Below are 16,678 nucleotides of genomic sequence, written 5' to 3'. Positions count from 1 at the left end.
CTTGCGGCTCAGGGTTTGAAACCCTGAGCCAACAGCCACCCGCGAACGGCTCGCCCCTGCTCAAGCGTCAATCCCGCCAACACCTGATCCGCCGGCTCATCGCGCAGCCGCCGCACCAGCGGAGCCAGCTCGACACCTTGCACATGCCAGATCCCCAGCGGCTGATCCGCCGTGATCACCACCTCGGCTTCATCGACAAACCCGTCACGCAACACCGGCATCCGCTCGATCCGCAACGCGGCAAAATCCGCCGCCGCATGGGCCACTTCAGCATCGGGCCAATGCCGCCGCGCCTGCCAGAACGGCCGATCGAGCCAGCGCTGTTCATCGGCATAGAAGTCCCGACCGATCCGCGCAAAACGCAGGAACAACTGCTCCACACGCTGCCGGTGAAAACGTTGCGCCAACGCCGCCCGCTCAGGTTTACGCAAGAAAGTGTTGATCACCACCGGCGCCTGCAACGCCGAGGACAGCGACTGAAAAATCCCGTTGCCGGACAGCGGGTCCACCGCCATCGCCGCATCGCCGACGCGAATCCAGTTATCACCGCAGACCTGTGGCGCAAGAATCGCGGTGCTGCTGCGAGCATGCAGTTGCAACTCCAATTCCTGCCCGCCGGCAAAGAAGGCTTGAGCAAATTCCGAGGCCTGACGCCGCGCGCGGCAGTAATCGAGCAACTGCGCCTTGCCCGGCAATTGGGAGCTGGCCACATCCACCGTCCATTGCCAATAACATTGGCCATCGTCCCGTCGGGCCATCCACGCCCAACCGTCTTCAAGGCTTTCCACGGCGCTGGCGGTCACACCCGGCGCGCCTTGCCAGCGATTGAGCAGGCTGACCGTCTCCGGCCCGCGCAGACCTTTGCCGGACGCCGGTGCCTGTCGCCCCCGGGCCTCGACCAAAAAATCCGCCGTCAGCGTCTGACCGCCATCGAGTTCAACCCGATGCCCCTCAGCCGAAGAATGAACATTCAGGACTCGCCCTTCAATCACCTCGACCCCGGCCACCCGCAAGTCTTCACGCAAGCCGCGATCAAAGGTCGGACGATCCAGCAGAAACTCGATGTTCTGCGCATGCTGCTGACCGTTCCATGCAACCTGTCGCTGGGACGGCAACGTGGCGTTCGCCACCCCGTGATTCAACCCGGCCCCACGCAACGCCTCCAGCACCCGTTGCGATACGCCTTCGAGCGCCGCAAACCGCCGCCATTCGCTAACCAGCGTCACGGCGTAACCCAGTCGTCGCAGCCCCAGTGCGACCGCCGCACCGGCCGGTCCGGCACCGAGAATCAGGATCGAAGTCATGGGCCGAAACGCCGTTCAGGGCCGCGATAACGAGCGTGCTGTTTCAGCCAGTCGATAACTTCGGCATTGCTCGCCTGCGGATGCTCCAGCAGATAGCCGGCGATATGCCCGCTCAACGCTGCACACCCCAGACTGGCCCCGGACTGCCCCGGATAAGTGCCCCGCACACACGCGGCAAAATCCGCCTGCGCACTGTCGAGCCATGACCATTGCTCATCGGTGCAACGGGCATCGCCGGTCACCCGCAGTACCTGCGGATAACTCGCCGGAAACACCGCGGCGCCCTGCGCCGGGCTCGATGCACACAGCAACACTCCTTGGGCCACCGCAGCCGCGCAGGCCTCGCGCAACAGGCTGCGATCCTGGCGCAGGCCGAGGCTCAGATTGATCAGCCGCACGTCCTGCGCCACCAGCCAGTCGATGGCTGAGGCGATCTGCAAGGCGCTGGTAACGCCGCGCTGATCGAACACTTGGGCCACGCAAATCTGTGCGGCCGGTGCCCGACGACTGATCGCTTCGATCACCGCGCTGCCATGCCCGAGGGGATCGTCGCGCAAATCGGATTCAGCCAGACCATCCTCCAGCAACGAGAATCGCCGCCCGGTAATCACCTGCACCCGTTGCGCCGCCGAGTGCCCACTGTCGACCACACCAATCCGCAACTCAGACTTCATGCAGCACCGTTTTAGAAATAAGCACACCGTCGAGCAATTCGAAGCGCAGATCGGCATCGGCCAGGGTCGACGGACGATGGCTGATCAGAATCCGCGTGCGTCCGGCAAACAACCGGTCGATGGCTTCGATCACCTCGCGCTCGGTGGTTTCGTCCACTGCCGACGTGGCCTCGTCGAGCACCAGAATCAGAGGGTCCTGCAACAGCGCCCGGGCGATCGCGATCCGCTGTTTCTGCCCGCCGGACAATTGCTGACCGCGCTCGCCCAACGGGCTGTCGAGGCCTTCGGGCAACGACGCGATCAGACTGTCGAGTTGCGCCAGCCGTGCGACTTCGGCGATGGCTTCGCGGCTGGCGTCTGGCACCGCGTAAGCCAGGTTGTCGGCGAGGCTGCCGCGAAACAGCACGATGTCCTGACTGACCACGGCGATGCGTCGGCGCAGTTCGAACAACTCCAGTTCACGCAGATCCACTTCGCCGAGCAGCACCCGCCCGGCCTGCGGATCGTGATGCCGTTGCAGCAGATCGATCAGCGTCGATTTGCCGACACCGGAGCCGCCGCTCAAGGCGACTTTCAAACCGTAGGGAATCGTCGCCTCAATACCGTTCAACGTACTCGGACGACCCGGATGACTGAAGTGCACCGCGTCGAAACGCAGCTCGCCCGAAGACGGAAACGGCTTCGGCGCGGCTGGTGAAAACACCGTGGGTTCTTCGCCGCGCAACTCCATGACCCGACCGAGGCTGACGGTCATGCGCTGGATCGCCACGTACAACCCCAACAAACTTTGCACCGGCCCGACCGCCATCCCCAGATAAGTGGAAAACGCGATCAGCGCACCGAGTTGCCAGGTGCCCTGCACCACCCAATAACCGCCAATTAAAAAAGCGCAGGCACGGGACAGCGAGGTCAACGTACCGGGCATGGCCTGAGTGAAAAACTCGGTGACTTGCAGGCGCAGCAACTGGTTCATGTAGCCCTGCCCGAGGCTTTCCAGACGCTGCGCTTCACGCTGCTGCTGGCCGGCGGACTGGATGAATTTCATCACCGGCAGGGTCTCGACCATGAACGACGACATGTCCGCCGAACGCTCGCGCAACTGCCGCACATCGCGCTCGACCTTGCGCCGCATCCAGCGTAGCCACAGCACGTCGAGCGGGATCAGCACCAGCGCCAGCAATGACAGTTTCCAGGACAACGTGAACAGCATCGCGATCGCCACCACCAGGCCGATCACACTCGACACCGCCGAGAACAACGAGTCCACGGCAAATCGCTGAATCTCGGCCACATCGCCGTCGAGCCGCGACATCAGATCGCCGATCCGCCGCTGGCCGTAGAAGCTCGGCGACAGTTTCTGCAAATGCCGGTAAAGGTCATCACGCAGGGCAAACAGAATCCGCCCGGACAGGCGCGTGTGCAGATAGCGATTGATCCCCGACAACGCGGTGCCGAGCAGTCCCGCGATGATCATCAACACCGCGATCAGTACCAGCATCGGAAAGTTGCGCGCCAGCAGCCCGTCGTCGATCAGCAGCTTGACCAGCCACGGCTGCACCAGCACCAGCGACGATGCGCACACCGACAGACCAAGCAGGCCGGCAATCGCCAGCCGCTGCGGCCGCACGAAACCGTACAGCCAGCGCAACGCCGCTTGCAGTGCGGCGGGGTTCTGGCTGTCGATCAGCCGCACGAACAGGCGCTGCATCACGAGCGCAACTGTTTGAGTTTGCGGTACAGGGTCGCGCGGCTGATGCCGAGGGCGTCGGCCGCGGCCGAGACGTTGCCCTGATGGGTGTCGAGGGACTGGCGGATCATCTCCAGTTCGTTCTCGCGAATGCTGCCGGTCTGGGGTTTCTCGGTAGCGGAGAGTTCGTCGAGCATGCTGTCGGGCAGGTGATCGAGGGTCAGCACGGTTTCCCCCGGCTCGCGCATCGCCAGCGCGGTGCGCAGCACCATTTCCAGTTGGCGGATGTTGCCCGGCCAGTGATAAGCGCCGAGCAGGCGATTGAGGTCGTCGTGCAGCACGGCGTTCGGTGCGTCGAGTTTGCCCAGCAGCCGGGTGACCAGCGCGCTGAAATCATCACGCTCGCGCAGGGCCGGGAGCATCACGCTGATGCCGTTGACCCGATAGAACAGATCCTCGCGAAATTGCTTGTCTTCGACCTGACGCTTGAGGTCGCGGTGGGTGGCGCAGATCAGTGCGACGTCGATGTCCTGTTCTTCCCCGGCACCCAGCGGCGCGACTTTGCGGTCCTGCAAAACCCGCAGTAAACGCGCCTGCAAGGCCAGCGGCATGTCGCCGATTTCATCGAGGAACAGTGTGCCGCCGTGGGCCTGTTGCAAGCGCCCGATCATGCCGCCACGGCGCGATCCGGTGAAGGCGCCTTCGCGGTAGCCGAACAGTTCCGACTCGATCAGGCCTTCGGGAATCGCCGCGCAGTTCACAGCCACAAAAGGTTTGTCGCTGCGGCTACCGGCCAGGTGCAACGCGCGGGCGATCACTTCTTTACCGGTGCCGGTTTCGCCGAGCAACAGCACCGGCAACTCATTGGCGAGACCTTGGCGAGCCATGCGCAAGGCGCGGGCGTAGCGGGTGTTGTTGCCGGCCAGTGCTTCCAGATCCGGTTGCGCCGTGGCGGTTTTCGCCACGCTGCGCGGTGGGCCGCCCAGGTTGACCGAGCGCGCCGGGGCCCGCAGGGTCTTGTAGAAAAATTCGCCCTTGGCGGTTTGCACACTACCGACGCCGCCTTGTTGCAGGCGGGTCAGCAATTGCACGCCATCGACCCCGAGAAACTCTTCGCAACGCCGCCCGACCAGCGCCGAACGCTCGGCCCGCAGCAACTGGCAGGCCTGGGCGCTGACCGCCAGAATCTGTCCGCCGAGACTCACCGCCAGCAGCCCTTGCCACGGCGATTCAAGATACTGCCGGCGACTGTGGAAGGCGAGGACGATCTGATCGGGAAAACTGTTGTTGAACACCCGGCTCTCGATCTGGCTGACCGCCATGCTCAGCAGCGCGGTGCTGTCGTGAACGCGGCCGAGGGGACCTTCGCGGGTCAGGTCGAGGACACCAAGAATCTCGCCCTGAGGGCAATGGATCGGCACCGAGGTGCAGGAAAAATCGGTGAGGCGGTCGAGGTAATGTTCGCCGCAATCGATCAGGGTGGGCCGCGCTTCGACCAGTGCCGTGCCGAGGGCGTTGGTGCCACGGGCGGCTTCGCTCCAGCAGGCGCCGAGGGTGATGTCCTGCAGGCCGCTGCCCTTGAGCCGGTCGGCACGTCCCTCGACCGCAAGAATGGTGGCGTCGGAATTGGCGAGGATGATCAGGCCTTCCTTGCCTTGGCGCTCGGCGAGGTAATCGATGGCCGGTATCGCCGCATCGATCAGCAGGCGATTGCTCGCCAGCAGCACATCGAGGCTCGCGCCCGATTCCAGCGCCAGCTCATGCTTGCCATTGAAATGCACGCCGTGGCTCAGGCTGCGCCGCCACGAAGCATCGATCTCCGCACGCAACACGCCATCCGGGACTTGCCCTTCGAGATGGAGTTTTTCCCGGGCCAGCCGGGCTTCGTGGTGAGACTTGGGATCGGTTGTTTTTATAAGAGTCATCAAGCGCTCCGGAGCGGTCCGCTTTGCGCTTTTTTACATCAGCGCCCTGACGCCAATGTTTACGTTAACGTCAGGGCGATGGCAAGCACCGTAGGGCGCTTGTGTTCCAGCAGGTGGATTGCGTTATCGTTCATCGCTGGCAAGCCAGCTCCCACAGGGTTTGGCGTGGCCGCAAATTCCGCAGTCAACCACAGTACTGTGGGAGCTGGCTTGCCAGCGATGGCGGCCGTCGGATCACATCAATTTCAGATCTGCCACACCTCTGCATTCACGAAAAACGCTCGGGCATTGTCTTCGAGACTTTCCAGGTGATAACCGCCCTCCTGCACGATCAGGCATGGCAGGCCCAGGCTGCGGATCCGCTCGCCCAGTACCGCAAAGCCTTCACGGGTCACGGCGACTTTGCTTTGCGGGTCCAGCTCATAGATATCGAAGCCCAGCGACAGCACCAGCACCTCGGCGCCGAACTCGCGTACCGCGTTCAATGCGACTTCCAGTTGCCCGAGGAAATCCGCTTCGCTTGATCCATGAGCCATCGGCAGGTTGAGGTTGAAGCCCTCCCCCGCGCCGCTGCCACGTTCGTCGGCGAACCCGGCGACGCCCGGATAGAAGTTGGTCGGATCGCCATGCACCGAGACGTAAAGCACATCATCACGGTCGTAGAAAATCTCCTGGATGCCTTGACCGTGGTGCATGTCGGTGTCGAGCACGGCGACTTTTTCAAACTTGTCCCGCAGCACCTGCGCCGCCACCGCCGCGTTGTTGACGTAGCAGAAACCGCCCGCCGCTTCGGCCCGGGCGTGATGCCCCGGCGGACGGCACAGCGCGTACGCCGCCGGCTCGCCATCGATCAAGGCCTGAGCCCCAGCCACTGCGCTTTGCGCCGACCAGTAGGCCGAGCGCCAGGTCTGCTCGCCCACCGGGCAACTGCCGTCCGCCAGATACCGTGCCGCCTGGGCGAGGATGCCGCGCAAGGCGTTGGGTTCGCGGACGAAGATGTTCGACATCACCTCGTCGCCCCAGTCTTCGGGGATTTCTTTCCAGCGTGCGTGCGCTTCCTGAAGGAACGTGAGATACGGTGCGCCATGCACCGCCAGCAGCGGCGCGAGACCGGCATCGGCGGGTTGCTCGACACTGAAGCCCAAACCGTGGGCGGCCTGCACCAGACGCTGCGCACGCTCGGGGACTTCCTGCGGCGTACGCATCTGCCCGCGCGAGTAATAGCTGCGTGGATGGTGGAGCAATTGTTCGGCATGGAAAAAACTGCGCATGATTCAGACTCCCTGTTCGATTAGACCGGCGCGGGCCAGCACGGCGTTGAGCAATACGTCGGTGCCCTGCTTCACATCTTCGGGCAACACGTCCTCGGCTTCGTTGTGACTCAAGCCGCCGACGCACGGGATGAACACCATCGCCGTCGGGCAGTAGCGTGCGAGATGAATCGCGTCATGCCCGGCGCCGCTGACAATCGACTGCTGAGCGTAGCCCAGCGCATCCACCGCTTCTTGCACGGCTGCCACGCATTCGGCGTCGAACGGCGTGGCCGGGCTGATCCAGTGCGGGGTGATCGTCAGGTTCAAGCCCCGGCCATCGGCAATCGCCTGCAACCGGGCGCGGACTTGTTGTTCCATCGCGGCAATCGCTTCGTCACGGTGATGACGCAGATCGACGGTGAAATTCACCAGCCCCGGAATGGTATTGCGCGAGGACTTGTTGATACTCAACTCGCCGACCGTGGTCAGGCCTTCGGGGGCAAAATCCGTGGCCAAGCCTTCAATCGCCTGAATCATCCGCGCCACGCCGTACAGCGCATCTTTGCGCAGCGGCATCGGCGTGGTGCCGGCGTGAGCGGCCATGCCTTCGACACGCACATCGAGCCAGCGGATCGCCTGACCACCCGTGACCACGCCGATGCTTTTGGCGTTGTCTTCAAGGATCGGGCCTTGCTCGATGTGCGCCTCAAAATACGCATCCACCGCGCCGCCCAACGGACGTTCACCGGCGTAACCGCTACGCTGCAACGCTTCGGCAACGCTGATGCCATCGACATCACGTACCGCCAGCGCAGCGTCCAAATCCATGATCCCGGTGAACACCGCCGAGCCGAACATGGCCGGGGTGAAGCGCGCACCTTCTTCGTTGGTCCACACCGCCACTTCCAGCGGTTTGCGGGTCTGGATGTTCTGGTCGTTGAGGCAACGTACCACTTCCAGACCGGCGAGTACGCCGTAGACGCCGTCGAAACGCCCGCCTTCGGGCTGGGTGTCGAGGTGGCTGCCCATCATCACCGGCGCGGCGTCCGGATCGGTGCCGGCGCGACGGGCGAACAGGTTGCCGATGGCATCCACGCTCAGGGTCATGCCGGCTTCGCGGCACCAGCGGGCGAACAGTTCGCGACCGGCCTTGTCTTCGTCGCTCAATGCCAGACGGCAGCTGCCGCCGCGGGCTGTCGCACCGATTTCGGCCATGGCCATCAGGCTCGCCCACAGGCGTTCGCCATTGATTTTCAACATGAGGTTCTCCTGAAATTCCGGGTCAGGCACGGGCCAGTTCCGCGCGACGGGCGCTGGCGTGACGCCGGGCGAGGGACAGCACACAGATCAGCGAAATGCCGGCGATCAGGCTGTAGAACACCGCCATCGGCCACCACTGCCCGGTGAACTTGTGCGCGAGCATCGTGCCGATCAGTGGCGTCAACCCACCGGCCACCGCGCCGCAAATCTGATAGGCCAGCGAGATCGCGGTGTAGCGCACGCGAGTCTCGAACATGCCGCTGACGTACCCGGCGATCACTGCGTAGAACGACGCCATGCACACCACCGCCAGCGCGATGCCGAGGATGATCAGCGGCGCCTGGGCCGAACTGACCAGCACGAACATCGGGTACGGCGAGACCATCGCCAGCAGCGACACCAGACACAGGAAACGTGTCGCGCCGATCTTCTCCGCCGTCCACGCGGCCAGCGGCTGGATGCAGAACTGGATGATCGCAACGAAAAACAGGCATTCGAGAATCAGCGAACGTGGCAGTGCCAGTTGCTGAGTGGTGTAGGCGATCATGAAGGTGTTGGTGAAATACACCCCGGCGATGCCCAGCGTGTTGGCGCCGATGCACAGCAACAGTGGGCGCCATGCGGTGCGCAGGACTTCCATGACCGGCGCCTGTTCTTTCTTGATTTGCTTGCTGGCCTGCTCGCGGCTGGCGAGGAACTCCGGCGACTCATTCACACCCAGGCGAATCGCCAGGCCAACCAGCAGCAACAGCGCACTGGCGAGGAACGGCAGGCGCCACCCCCAGCTCATCAGGTCTTCTTCCGGCAAACGGGTCACGGCACTGAAGGCCAGCAGTGACAGGATCAAACCCGCCGGACTGCCCAGTTGCGCGAACGAGGCGAAGAAATTGCGCCGGCCCTTCGGCGCATGCTCGCCGGCCATCAACACCGCCCCGCCCCACTCGCCACCGACGGCAATGCCCTGGACGATGCGCAACAGAATCAGCAACACCGGCGCGGTTGCGCCGATCTGCGCGTAGGTCGGCAACAGGCCGATGCACACCGTCACTACGCCCATCATCAACAGTGTGATGATCAGGGATTTCTTGCGACCGATACGGTCGCCGATATGACCGAAAATGATCCCGCCCAACGGCCGGGCAAAGAAGCCCACGGCGAAGGTGCCGAACGCCGCCATGGTGCTGAACAGCGGATCGTCGGAGGGAAAGAACAGCGCGCCGAACACCAGCGCGGCGGCGGTGGCGTAGATGTAAAAGTCATACCACTCGATCATGGTGCCGATGAAGGCTGCGGCCGCCGCACGGCGCGGCTGGTTCGAAGCGTGGGGCTTCATGGGGTCGGGCTCCTTTGATTGTTTTTTTGGCAGGAGGAAAACGTAAATCCAAGGCGCTCTGGCGGCACCTGTCGTGGGGTGATTTATCGTCCCGGGGCTATGATTAGTCAATTTTCTATTTATTATTCCGAGTATTACCCAACCTTATAATCGAGAAATCCCATGGCCGAACGCGACGTCCAGCGCCTGCTCAACGACCGCCTCGACTGGAACCTGCTGCGTACCTTCCGGGTAATCGGCCAGGAGCTGAGCATCAGCCGCGCCGCCGCGCGTCTGCACCTGACCCAACCGGCGGTGAGCCAGGCACTCAAGCGTCTGGAGGAGCAACTGGGTCGCCAGCTGATCGCCCGACGCGGCCCGCGCTTTGCCCTCACCGAAGTCGGCGAGCAGATCTTCGAACTGGCCGGCGAGATCTACGGGCAGATGTCCCAGGTCAGCAGCCTGCTGGAGCAACCGGCCGACGAAGTGATCGGCAAAGTGCGACTGCTGATCATCAGCCGGATCTTTTCCGAGCGCTTCGATGACTTCCTCGCTGACTTTCATCGGCAGTATCCACGGGTGGATCTGGAGGTCGATGTGATGCGCAGTTCGGACATCGTCAGCGCGCTTCAGGAGAAAACCGCGACCCTTGGTCTGAGCCTCAATCGCCGCCCGCAACCGCGTCTGGAACAGCGTCTGTTTCTGCGTCAACGCTATGCGTTTTTCTGTGGCAAACACCACGCGCTGTTTGGCCGACAGGACATCGGCGAAGGCGATTTGCAGCGGGAAAACTTCGTCAGTTTCACCAGCGACCAGATTGGCGGGATGCTTTCGCCGCTGACGATTTTTCGTGATCAGCAAGGCTTCAGCGGACGCATCGTCGCCTCATCGCCAAGCCTTGAGGAAGTGCGGCGACTGGTGATCGCCGGGTTCGGTATCGGTTGTTTGCCGGAGCACGTGGTGGCGGCGGACGTCGAGGCCGGATTGCTCTGGCACCTGCCGCCCCACGAGGGGATTGCCGATGTCGACATTCATCTGCTGTGGAACCGCGACCAGCGCATGAGTCGCGCCGAAACGCTGTTCATCGAACGCTTGCAGGCCTGCCTGGCGGATCAGTAACCGAGCAGGCGATCCGCGCTGTTGAGCAGCGGTTCGCCGACGTTCAAACGGCGAAAGTTCTCGGCGATCTGTTCGGCGATGCAGTCGTGCGAAGCTGCCGAAGCCATGTGCGGGGTGACGGTTACACCCGGAGTTTTCCACAGCGAATGCTCGACGGGCAGCGGTTCCTGCTCGAAGACATCCAGCAGTGCACCGCGCAGTTTTCCACGGGCCAGTGCCTGTTGCAGATCGTCGATGTTCAGGTGCCCGCCGCGCCCGACGTTGACCAGCGCCGCGCCGTTGGCCAGCCGTTCTAACGTCTCGCGATTGAGGATGCCGCGCGTCTCGTGGGTGAGCGGCAACAGATTGATCAGCAACTCCACGCCGTCGAGGAACGGGTTGAAGCCATCGCTGCCGGCGAAGGTCTGCACGCCCGGCAAATCCTTGCTGCTGCGCGCCCAGCCACGCACCTCGTAACCGGCGCTCGCCAGGTCTTGGGCGATCGCGCTGCCGAGCGAGCCGAGACCCATCACACCGATCCGAAACTCATGGGCCGGGCGTTGCAGCGGTCGCTCCCAATGCTGTTGGCGCTGTTGCTCCAGCACTTGATCGAAGCCGCGATGAAAATGAATCACCGCCCAGCGCACATACTCGGTCATGCCTTGGCGATGGCCGGGATCAACCACCCTGCACACCGGCAGATCCGGGCACGACGGATCGTGCTCCAGGTGATCGATGCCGGCGGCGACCGAGTGAATCACTTGCAGATTGGGCAACGCGGCGAGGCTGTCCGGCAGCGGAAACCAGCACGCCGCGATCTGCGCATTCGCCGCCCGGGGATCGTCGGCCAGCACCGCTGAAAGCTGCGGCGCACGGCGGGCAAAGGCCTCCTGCAATTGTTTGAGCAACAGCGTATCGCGGGACATCAGTGCAACGGTATTCATGACAGATAGGACTCGCGCTGGGATTCGATCAGGGTCAGTGCGGCCTCCCAGGCCAAGTCGATGATGTTGTCCTGATCATCGCGGTCGAACTGTTCGGCGGTGTGGGCGCAGACTTCCGGCGACGGGAAATGCAGCTCGCAACCGCCGGCCAGCGCTTGCACCTGGGCTTGGCAGGCGCGCTCCAGAAAGTGGATTTCCTGGAATGCCTGGGCCACGCCGGAACCACCGACCAGCAGGCCGTGGTTGCGCAGGATCATCGCTCGGTGCGGGCCGAGATCGGCGATCAAACGCTCACGTTCATCCAGCGACAGCGCGATGCCTTCGTAGGTGTGGTAAGCAAGTTTTCCGTAGAACTTCAGTGCGTGCTGACTGATCGGCAGCAGGCCTTGTTTCTGCGCGGCGACGGCCATGCCGGCGGCCGTGTGGGTGTGGATCACGCAGTTCAGATCCGGCCGCGCCATGTGGATCGCCGAATGGATCACGAAGCCGGCGGCGTTGACCCGATGCCCGGCGTATTCAGGATCGACGATGCGCCCGTCCTGATCGATGCGCACCAGATCGGAGGCACGCATGCGGTCGAAAATCACCCCGTAGCGGTTGATCAGGAAATGATGCTCAGGCCCCGGAATCCGCAGGGTGATGTGGGTGTCGATAAGGTCGGTCATGCGAAAGTGCGCGATCAATCGGTACAACGCCGCGAGCTCGCAACGGGCTTGCCATTCGATCGGGTCAATGTGGGCGGGCTTACTCACGAATACACCTCTTTGCTGGTATGAAGGACGACCGGGTTGGCCCGCAGACGTGCGAGGCCACAGACACCGATCAGAGACAGGGCCGACAGCAGCGTGAAGAACACCGCCAATGGCAGCCACTGCCCGGAGAACTTGCTGGCCAGCAGCGTGCCGATCAGCGGCGTGGTGCCGCCGGCCACTGCGCAACTCAACTGGTAAGCGATGGAAATACCCGAGTAACGCAGGTGCACCGGGAAGGCCTGGGTCATGTACCCGGCGATCACCGCGTACAAAGCCGAGAGAATCACCACCGCGACGGCGATACCGAGGGTCATCAACAGAATGTTTTGAGTGCCGACCAGCAGGAACATCGGGTACGGCGTGCCCATGCACAGCAACGCCACCAACATCAGAAATCGGCCTTCGCCGATGCGCTCGGCGAGCAGTGCCGACAACGGTTGCGAGAGCAGTTGAATGACCGTCACCAGGAACAGGCAGTCGAGAATGGTTGCGCGCGGGATGCCCTGATATTGGGTGACGTAGGTGATCATGAAGGTGTTGGTGAAGAAGAACCCGGCCGAGCCGATGGTGACGGCGGCGGCAGCAAAAAGGATCTGCCGCCAGCATTGATGGATTACGTCTTTCACTGGGTATTTCGCGGTTTCGTTGTTGTCCTTGACCTTGGCGAATTCCGGCGACTCATGCACCCCGGAGCGGATCATCAGGCCGACCATCATCAACACGCCGCTGGCGAGAAACGGCAGACGCCAGCCCCAGGCGAGGAAGTCTTCCGGTGACAGCGACGTCACCAGTCGAAACGCGATCAACGCCAGCAGCAAACCCGCCGGGCTGCCGAGTTGTGCAAAGGAGGCATAGAAGGTTTTACGCTTGGCCGGGGCGTGCTCACTGGCCATCAACACTGCCCCGCCCCACTCGCCGCCGACGGAAATGCCCTGAATCAGGCGCAACACGATCAGTCCGATGGGCGCCCAGATGCCGACGCTGGCGTAGCTCGGTAGCAGACCGATGCCGGCGGTGGCCAGGCCCATCAGCGCCATGGTCACCAACAGCATTTTCTTGCGACCCAGACGATCGCCCAAATGCCCGAACACCATCCCGGCCATCGGGCGGGCGATGAAGCCGACGGCGAAACTGCCGAATGCGGCGAGGGTGCTGGTCACCGGGTCGCTGCTGGGAAAGAACACTTGCCCGAGCACCAGTGCGGCGGCGGTGGCGTAGATGTAGAAATCGTAGAACTCGATGGTCGTGCCAATGAAGGCAGCGGCCGCGGCGCGACGCGGCTGAGCGGTGGTGTGCATGCAAGAACCCTGTGTATTTATAGTTTTGGGCAGGTGTCGAAGCGGCTGACGGTCGCGCTCTGTGGCGCTTGTGGGCTTTATCGCTTCCGTGAAAGGATTAGTCAATTTTCAAAAACTTATCTTTACTATTAGCGTGGCTACTACATGACTTCCTCCGCAAATCCCTGGATTGGCAGGCGTTTTCTCAATGACCGGCTGGATTGGAACCTGCTTCGCACGTATCTGGTGATCGGGCAGGAAGGCAGCATGAGTCGCGCCGCAGCGCGATTGCACATCACCCAGTCGGCGGTCAGTCAGGCGTTGAAACGTCTAGAAGAACAATTGGATTGTGTGTTGATTGCGCGCAGTGGACGGCGCTTTGATCTGACGGAAACCGGGGAAGAAGTCCTGCGGATTGCGGCGGATATCTACGGCGATATTTCCCGTTTGGGCACGGTGGTCGAGAACCGCCATGACGACGTTGTCGGCAAGATCCGCATCCTGACTGTCAGTGGCGTGCAGGCGCGGCATTACGATGAGTTTCTTGCGGATTTCCACGAAACTCACCCGAAAATCGAGTTGGAAGTCGAGGTGATGGGCAGCTCGAACATCATCAGTTCATTGCTGCAAAAGACCGCTACGGTCGGAGTCGGACTGTGTCGTCTACCACAGCCTCGGCTGGAGCAGCGGGTACTGTTCCGAGAGCGCTACGCCTACTTTTGCGGGCAACGGCATCGACTGTTCGGACAACAGAATCTGACGCTGGAGCAACTGGCGGCGGAGAACTTCGTCAGCTTCACCAGCGATCAGCTCGGCGGCAATCTTTCGCCATTGACGCTGTTTCGTGACCAGCAGGGGTTTACCGGCAAGATCGTTGCTTCCTCCACCAGTTTCGAAGAGATTTATCGCCTGATCTGTGCAGGGTTCGGGATTGGTTGCTTGCCGATTCACCTGGTGCGACGGGATGTCGAACAGGGTTTGCTGTGGCGCTTGCCGCCGGAGGATGGGGTGGTGGATTTCGATATTCAGCTGCTGTGGAACCGCGAGCAGAAGATGACTCAGGCGGAAACGGTATTCCTCGACAGCTTCCAGCACATGCTCAGCTTGCGTGAGCCTGTGCTGTGAAGCTTTAGCGGGTTACACGTGAGGATCGCCCGGCGCTTTGGTCGGCGCCGCGTATTGCGGCTTGAGGTGACCGTCCTGGTCGAGTAGCCAGGCGTCCATGATCTGCCGCACCACCGGACCTGCGACTCGGCCACCAGCCTCGCCGTTTTCGATCATCACCGAAATCGCGATCTTCGGATGCTCGGCCGGAGCAAAGCCGACGAACAAGGCGTTGTCGCGATGGCGCTCAAGGGTTTTCTCGCGGTTGTAGCGCTCGCCCTGCTTAATCGCCACCACCTGCGCCGTACCACTCTTGCCGGCGATGCGATATTGCGCACCGGCCGCTGCCGCACGAGCAATGCCGCGGGCATCGTGCATCACCATCTGCATGCCGTGGTTGACCTGCTCCCAGTCACGCGGATCCTTGAGCAGGATGTTTGGCATCGGGTGCTCGTCAACCGGGGCCACACCGTCGACGGTCTTGGCCAGGTGCGGACGGTTCCAGACGCCCTTGTTGGCGATCAGTGCGGTGGCTTGAGCGAGTTGCAGCGGCGTGACCTGCATGTAGCCCTGTCCGATACCGAGGATCACGGTTTCGCCGGGGAACCAGGCCTGACGCCGGGTGGCGCGCTTCCACGCCTGGGACGGCATCAAGCCCGGTGACTCCTCGAACATGTCGAGCGAGACTTTCTCGCCAAGGCCGAACATCGCCATGTAGTCGTGAAGGCGATCGATGCCGAGCTTGTGCGCCAGGTCGTAGAAGTAGGTGTCGTTGGAGCGCATGATCGCCGCGTCCATGTCCACCCAGCCATCGCCGCTGTGGTTCCAGTTGCGGTATTTGTGGTCGAAGTCCGGGAGTTGGTAGTAGCCAGGATCGAAGACGCGGGTCTGAGGCGTGACCACGCCGGCATCGAGACCGGCAATCGCCACCTCTGGCTTGATCGTCGAACCGGGCGCATACAGACCGCGCAAAACGCGGTTGAACAGCGGGCGGTCGATGGAATCGCGCAGCGCGGAATATTCCTTGGAGCTGATGCCGGTCACGAACAGATTGGGGTCGAAGCTCGGGTTGCTGACCATGGCCAGCACTTCGCCGGTCGATGGGTCCAGCGCAACCACTGAGCCGCGACGGTCGCCCAGTGCGGCTTCGGCGGCTTCCTGGAGTTTGACGTCGAGACTCAGGACGATGTTTTTGCCTGGTATCGGATCGGTGTGTTTCAGCACGCGCAGTACGCGGCCCTGAGCGTTGGTCTCTACTTCCTCGTAACCGACGTGGCCGTGCAGTTGTGGCTCGTAAAAGCGTTCGATCCCGGTCTTGCCGATGGATTGGGTACCACGGTATTCGACGGAATCGAGGGTTTTGGATTCTTTTTCGTTTATACGGCCGACGTAGCCGATCGAGTGTGCAAAGTGCGCACCCAAAGGGTAGTTACGGACGAATTGTGGCTCGACATCCAGGCCTGGCAGACGGAACTCGTTAACTGCCAGCACGGCGATCTGTTCTTCGGTCAGCTCATAGAACAGCGTTACGGGTGTAAACGGGTGACGCGACTGCTTCATGGCCTTATCGAAGACTGTGCGGTCTTCGGCGGGCAGGTGCAGGAGGTTGATGACTTCATCCAGTTCCTGGTTGACGTCAGTCGCGCGCTCTCTTGTGATCGTCAGGTTGTAGCTGGGACGGTTGTCGGCCAGCAACACACCATTGCGATCGTAGATCAGGCCGCGTGTCGGCGGGATCGGCAGGACATGGACGCGATTGTTTTCGGAGATGGTCGAGTGGTAGTCGAACTCGACGACTTGCAGGATGTACAGGCGCACCACCAGGGCGCAACTAATGGCGAACACAAACAAGGCACAGGCGATCAGGCGTTTGTTGACCAGCCGCGTCTCTTTTTCGTGATCTTTGATTGGGATGGGTTCGGGCATTTCTGCAGCCACTCTTTGACAAAAAAATGAGCGCCGATCCTTGGGCGTGACATCAGTCCGTTAAAAAACGAGCTGCACCATACCAAAAACCGGGCGGTCATTTCAGAGGGATTTCCCCAATGGTTGTGATCGTAACGGTTGGAGCTTCAGCTTCCTCCAGGC

At 62.2% G+C, this 16,678-nt stretch carries 13 protein-coding genes; 2 read left to right on the top strand and 11 right to left on the bottom strand.

What is annotated here, in order from left to right:
* Positions 1 to 8: 8 nt before the first annotated feature.
* The 7 genes from ACM6JM_RS24110 to ACM6JM_RS24080 form a co-directional block, all read right to left on the bottom strand.
* A complete protein-coding gene (locus ACM6JM_RS24110) occupies positions 9 to 1,304 on the bottom strand; it encodes an FAD-dependent monooxygenase (protein WP_103386728.1) in 1,296 nt (431 codons plus the stop codon).
* Complete coding sequence (locus ACM6JM_RS24105) at positions 1,301 to 1,978, bottom strand: S8 family serine peptidase (RefSeq protein ID WP_039772819.1); 678 nt, start codon at positions 1,976 to 1,978, stop codon at positions 1,301 to 1,303. Before ACM6JM_RS24105 ends, ACM6JM_RS24110 begins: the two co-directional genes overlap by 4 nt.
* Positions 1,968 to 3,686: an ABC transporter ATP-binding protein gene (locus ACM6JM_RS24100; RefSeq protein ID WP_039772820.1), complete on the bottom strand. Its 1,719-nt coding sequence runs from the start codon at positions 3,684 to 3,686 to the stop codon at positions 1,968 to 1,970. Before ACM6JM_RS24100 ends, ACM6JM_RS24105 begins: the two co-directional genes overlap by 11 nt.
* Positions 3,686 to 5,590 carry a sigma-54-dependent Fis family transcriptional regulator gene (locus tag ACM6JM_RS24095; protein ID WP_039772822.1) on the bottom strand — a complete coding sequence of 635 codons (1,905 nt, stop codon included), beginning with the start codon at positions 5,588 to 5,590 and terminating at the stop codon, positions 3,686 to 3,688. Before ACM6JM_RS24095 ends, ACM6JM_RS24100 begins: the two co-directional genes overlap by 1 nt.
* Positions 5,591 to 5,835: 245 nt before the next feature.
* Entirely contained in the window at positions 5,836 to 6,861 is a 1,026-nt protein-coding gene (locus tag ACM6JM_RS24090) for a histone deacetylase family protein (RefSeq protein WP_414882624.1), read from the bottom strand.
* 3 nt (positions 6,862 to 6,864) lie between these two features.
* A complete protein-coding gene (locus ACM6JM_RS24085) occupies positions 6,865 to 8,103 on the bottom strand; it encodes a Zn-dependent hydrolase (RefSeq protein WP_039772825.1) in 1,239 nt (412 codons plus the stop codon).
* 22 nt (positions 8,104 to 8,125) lie between these two features.
* Positions 8,126 to 9,436: an MFS transporter gene (locus tag ACM6JM_RS24080; RefSeq protein ID WP_039772827.1), complete on the bottom strand. Its 1,311-nt coding sequence runs from the start codon at positions 9,434 to 9,436 to the stop codon at positions 8,126 to 8,128.
* Between the two features lie 162 nt (positions 9,437 to 9,598).
* On the opposite strand from ACM6JM_RS24080, the gene ACM6JM_RS24075 reads away from it, so the two are divergent.
* Positions 9,599 to 10,534, top strand: coding sequence for a LysR family transcriptional regulator (locus tag ACM6JM_RS24075; RefSeq protein WP_103386726.1), 936 nt, complete (start codon positions 9,599 to 9,601; stop codon positions 10,532 to 10,534).
* On the opposite strand, the gene ACM6JM_RS24070 is transcribed toward ACM6JM_RS24075, so the two are convergent.
* The 3 genes from ACM6JM_RS24070 to ACM6JM_RS24060 are packed head-to-tail and all read right to left on the bottom strand — an operon-like array spanning position 10,528 to position 13,507.
* Positions 10,528 to 11,457 (bottom strand): 2-hydroxyacid dehydrogenase, encoded by a 930-nt coding sequence (locus tag ACM6JM_RS24070; protein WP_103386725.1) that lies wholly within the window; start codon positions 11,455 to 11,457, stop codon positions 10,528 to 10,530. The two genes, ACM6JM_RS24075 and ACM6JM_RS24070, sit on opposite strands and share 7 nt — an antisense overlap.
* Positions 11,454 to 12,209 carry a class II aldolase/adducin family protein gene (locus ACM6JM_RS24065; protein ID WP_039772830.1) on the bottom strand — a complete coding sequence of 252 codons (756 nt, stop codon included), beginning with the start codon at positions 12,207 to 12,209 and terminating at the stop codon, positions 11,454 to 11,456. The genes ACM6JM_RS24070 and ACM6JM_RS24065 overlap by 4 nt, the downstream gene beginning before the upstream one ends.
* A complete protein-coding gene (locus ACM6JM_RS24060; RefSeq protein WP_414882623.1) occupies positions 12,206 to 13,507 on the bottom strand; it encodes an MFS transporter in 1,302 nt (433 codons plus the stop codon). The genes ACM6JM_RS24065 and ACM6JM_RS24060 overlap by 4 nt, the downstream gene beginning before the upstream one ends.
* A gap of 144 nt (positions 13,508 to 13,651) precedes the next feature.
* On the opposite strand from ACM6JM_RS24060, the gene ACM6JM_RS24055 reads away from it, so the two are divergent.
* The gene (locus ACM6JM_RS24055) at positions 13,652 to 14,611 is read left to right on the top strand and encodes a LysR family transcriptional regulator (RefSeq protein ID WP_064381145.1); all 960 of its coding nucleotides are present in this window, start codon (positions 13,652 to 13,654) and stop codon (positions 14,609 to 14,611) included.
* Between the two features lie 12 nt (positions 14,612 to 14,623).
* Here ACM6JM_RS24055 and mrdA read toward each other — a convergent pair whose 3' ends face one another.
* Positions 14,624 to 16,516, bottom strand: coding sequence for a penicillin-binding protein 2 (gene mrdA, locus ACM6JM_RS24050; RefSeq protein WP_103386724.1), 1,893 nt, complete (start codon positions 16,514 to 16,516; stop codon positions 14,624 to 14,626).
* Positions 16,517 to 16,678: the final 162 nt, after the last annotated feature.

It is taken from the genome of Pseudomonas sp. IT-P2, assembly GCF_949767575.1.
GTDB lineage: Bacteria > Pseudomonadota > Gammaproteobacteria > Pseudomonadales > Pseudomonadaceae > Aquipseudomonas > Aquipseudomonas pharyngis.
Note: the sequence above shows the minus strand (reverse complement) of the source record. Positions and strands in the feature narration are given on the sequence as shown.

Bases quoted from the DNA above. Each gene is read 5' to 3' on its own strand.
- ACM6JM_RS24110 (WP_103386728.1), bottom strand. From the start codon at position 1,304: ATGACTTCGATCCTGATTCTCGGTGCCGGACCGGCCGGTGCGGCGGTC.
- ACM6JM_RS24105 (WP_039772819.1), bottom strand. From the start codon at position 1,978: ATGAAGTCTGAGTTGCGGATTGGTGTGGTCGACAGTGGGCACTCGGCG.
- ACM6JM_RS24100 (WP_039772820.1), bottom strand. From the start codon at position 3,686: ATGCAGCGCCTGTTCGTGCGGCTGATCGACAGCCAGAACCCCGCCGCA.
- ACM6JM_RS24095 (WP_039772822.1), bottom strand. From the start codon at position 5,590: ATGACTCTTATAAAAACAACCGATCCCAAGTCTCACCACGAAGCCCGG.
- ACM6JM_RS24090 (WP_414882624.1), bottom strand. From the start codon at position 6,861: ATGCGCAGTTTTTTCCATGCCGAACAATTGCTCCACCATCCACGCAGC.
- ACM6JM_RS24085 (WP_039772825.1), bottom strand. From the start codon at position 8,103: ATGTTGAAAATCAATGGCGAACGCCTGTGGGCGAGCCTGATGGCCATG.
- ACM6JM_RS24080 (WP_039772827.1), bottom strand. From the start codon at position 9,436: ATGAAGCCCCACGCTTCGAACCAGCCGCGCCGTGCGGCGGCCGCAGCC.
- ACM6JM_RS24075 (WP_103386726.1), top strand. From the start codon at position 9,599: ATGGCCGAACGCGACGTCCAGCGCCTGCTCAACGACCGCCTCGACTGG.
- ACM6JM_RS24070 (WP_103386725.1), bottom strand. From the start codon at position 11,457: ATGAATACCGTTGCACTGATGTCCCGCGATACGCTGTTGCTCAAACAA.
- ACM6JM_RS24060 (WP_414882623.1), bottom strand. From the start codon at position 13,507: ATGCACACCACCGCTCAGCCGCGTCGCGCCGCGGCCGCTGCCTTCATT.
- ACM6JM_RS24055 (WP_064381145.1), top strand. From the start codon at position 13,652: ATGACTTCCTCCGCAAATCCCTGGATTGGCAGGCGTTTTCTCAATGAC.
- mrdA (WP_103386724.1), bottom strand. From the start codon at position 16,516: ATGCCCGAACCCATCCCAATCAAAGATCACGAAAAAGAGACGCGGCTG.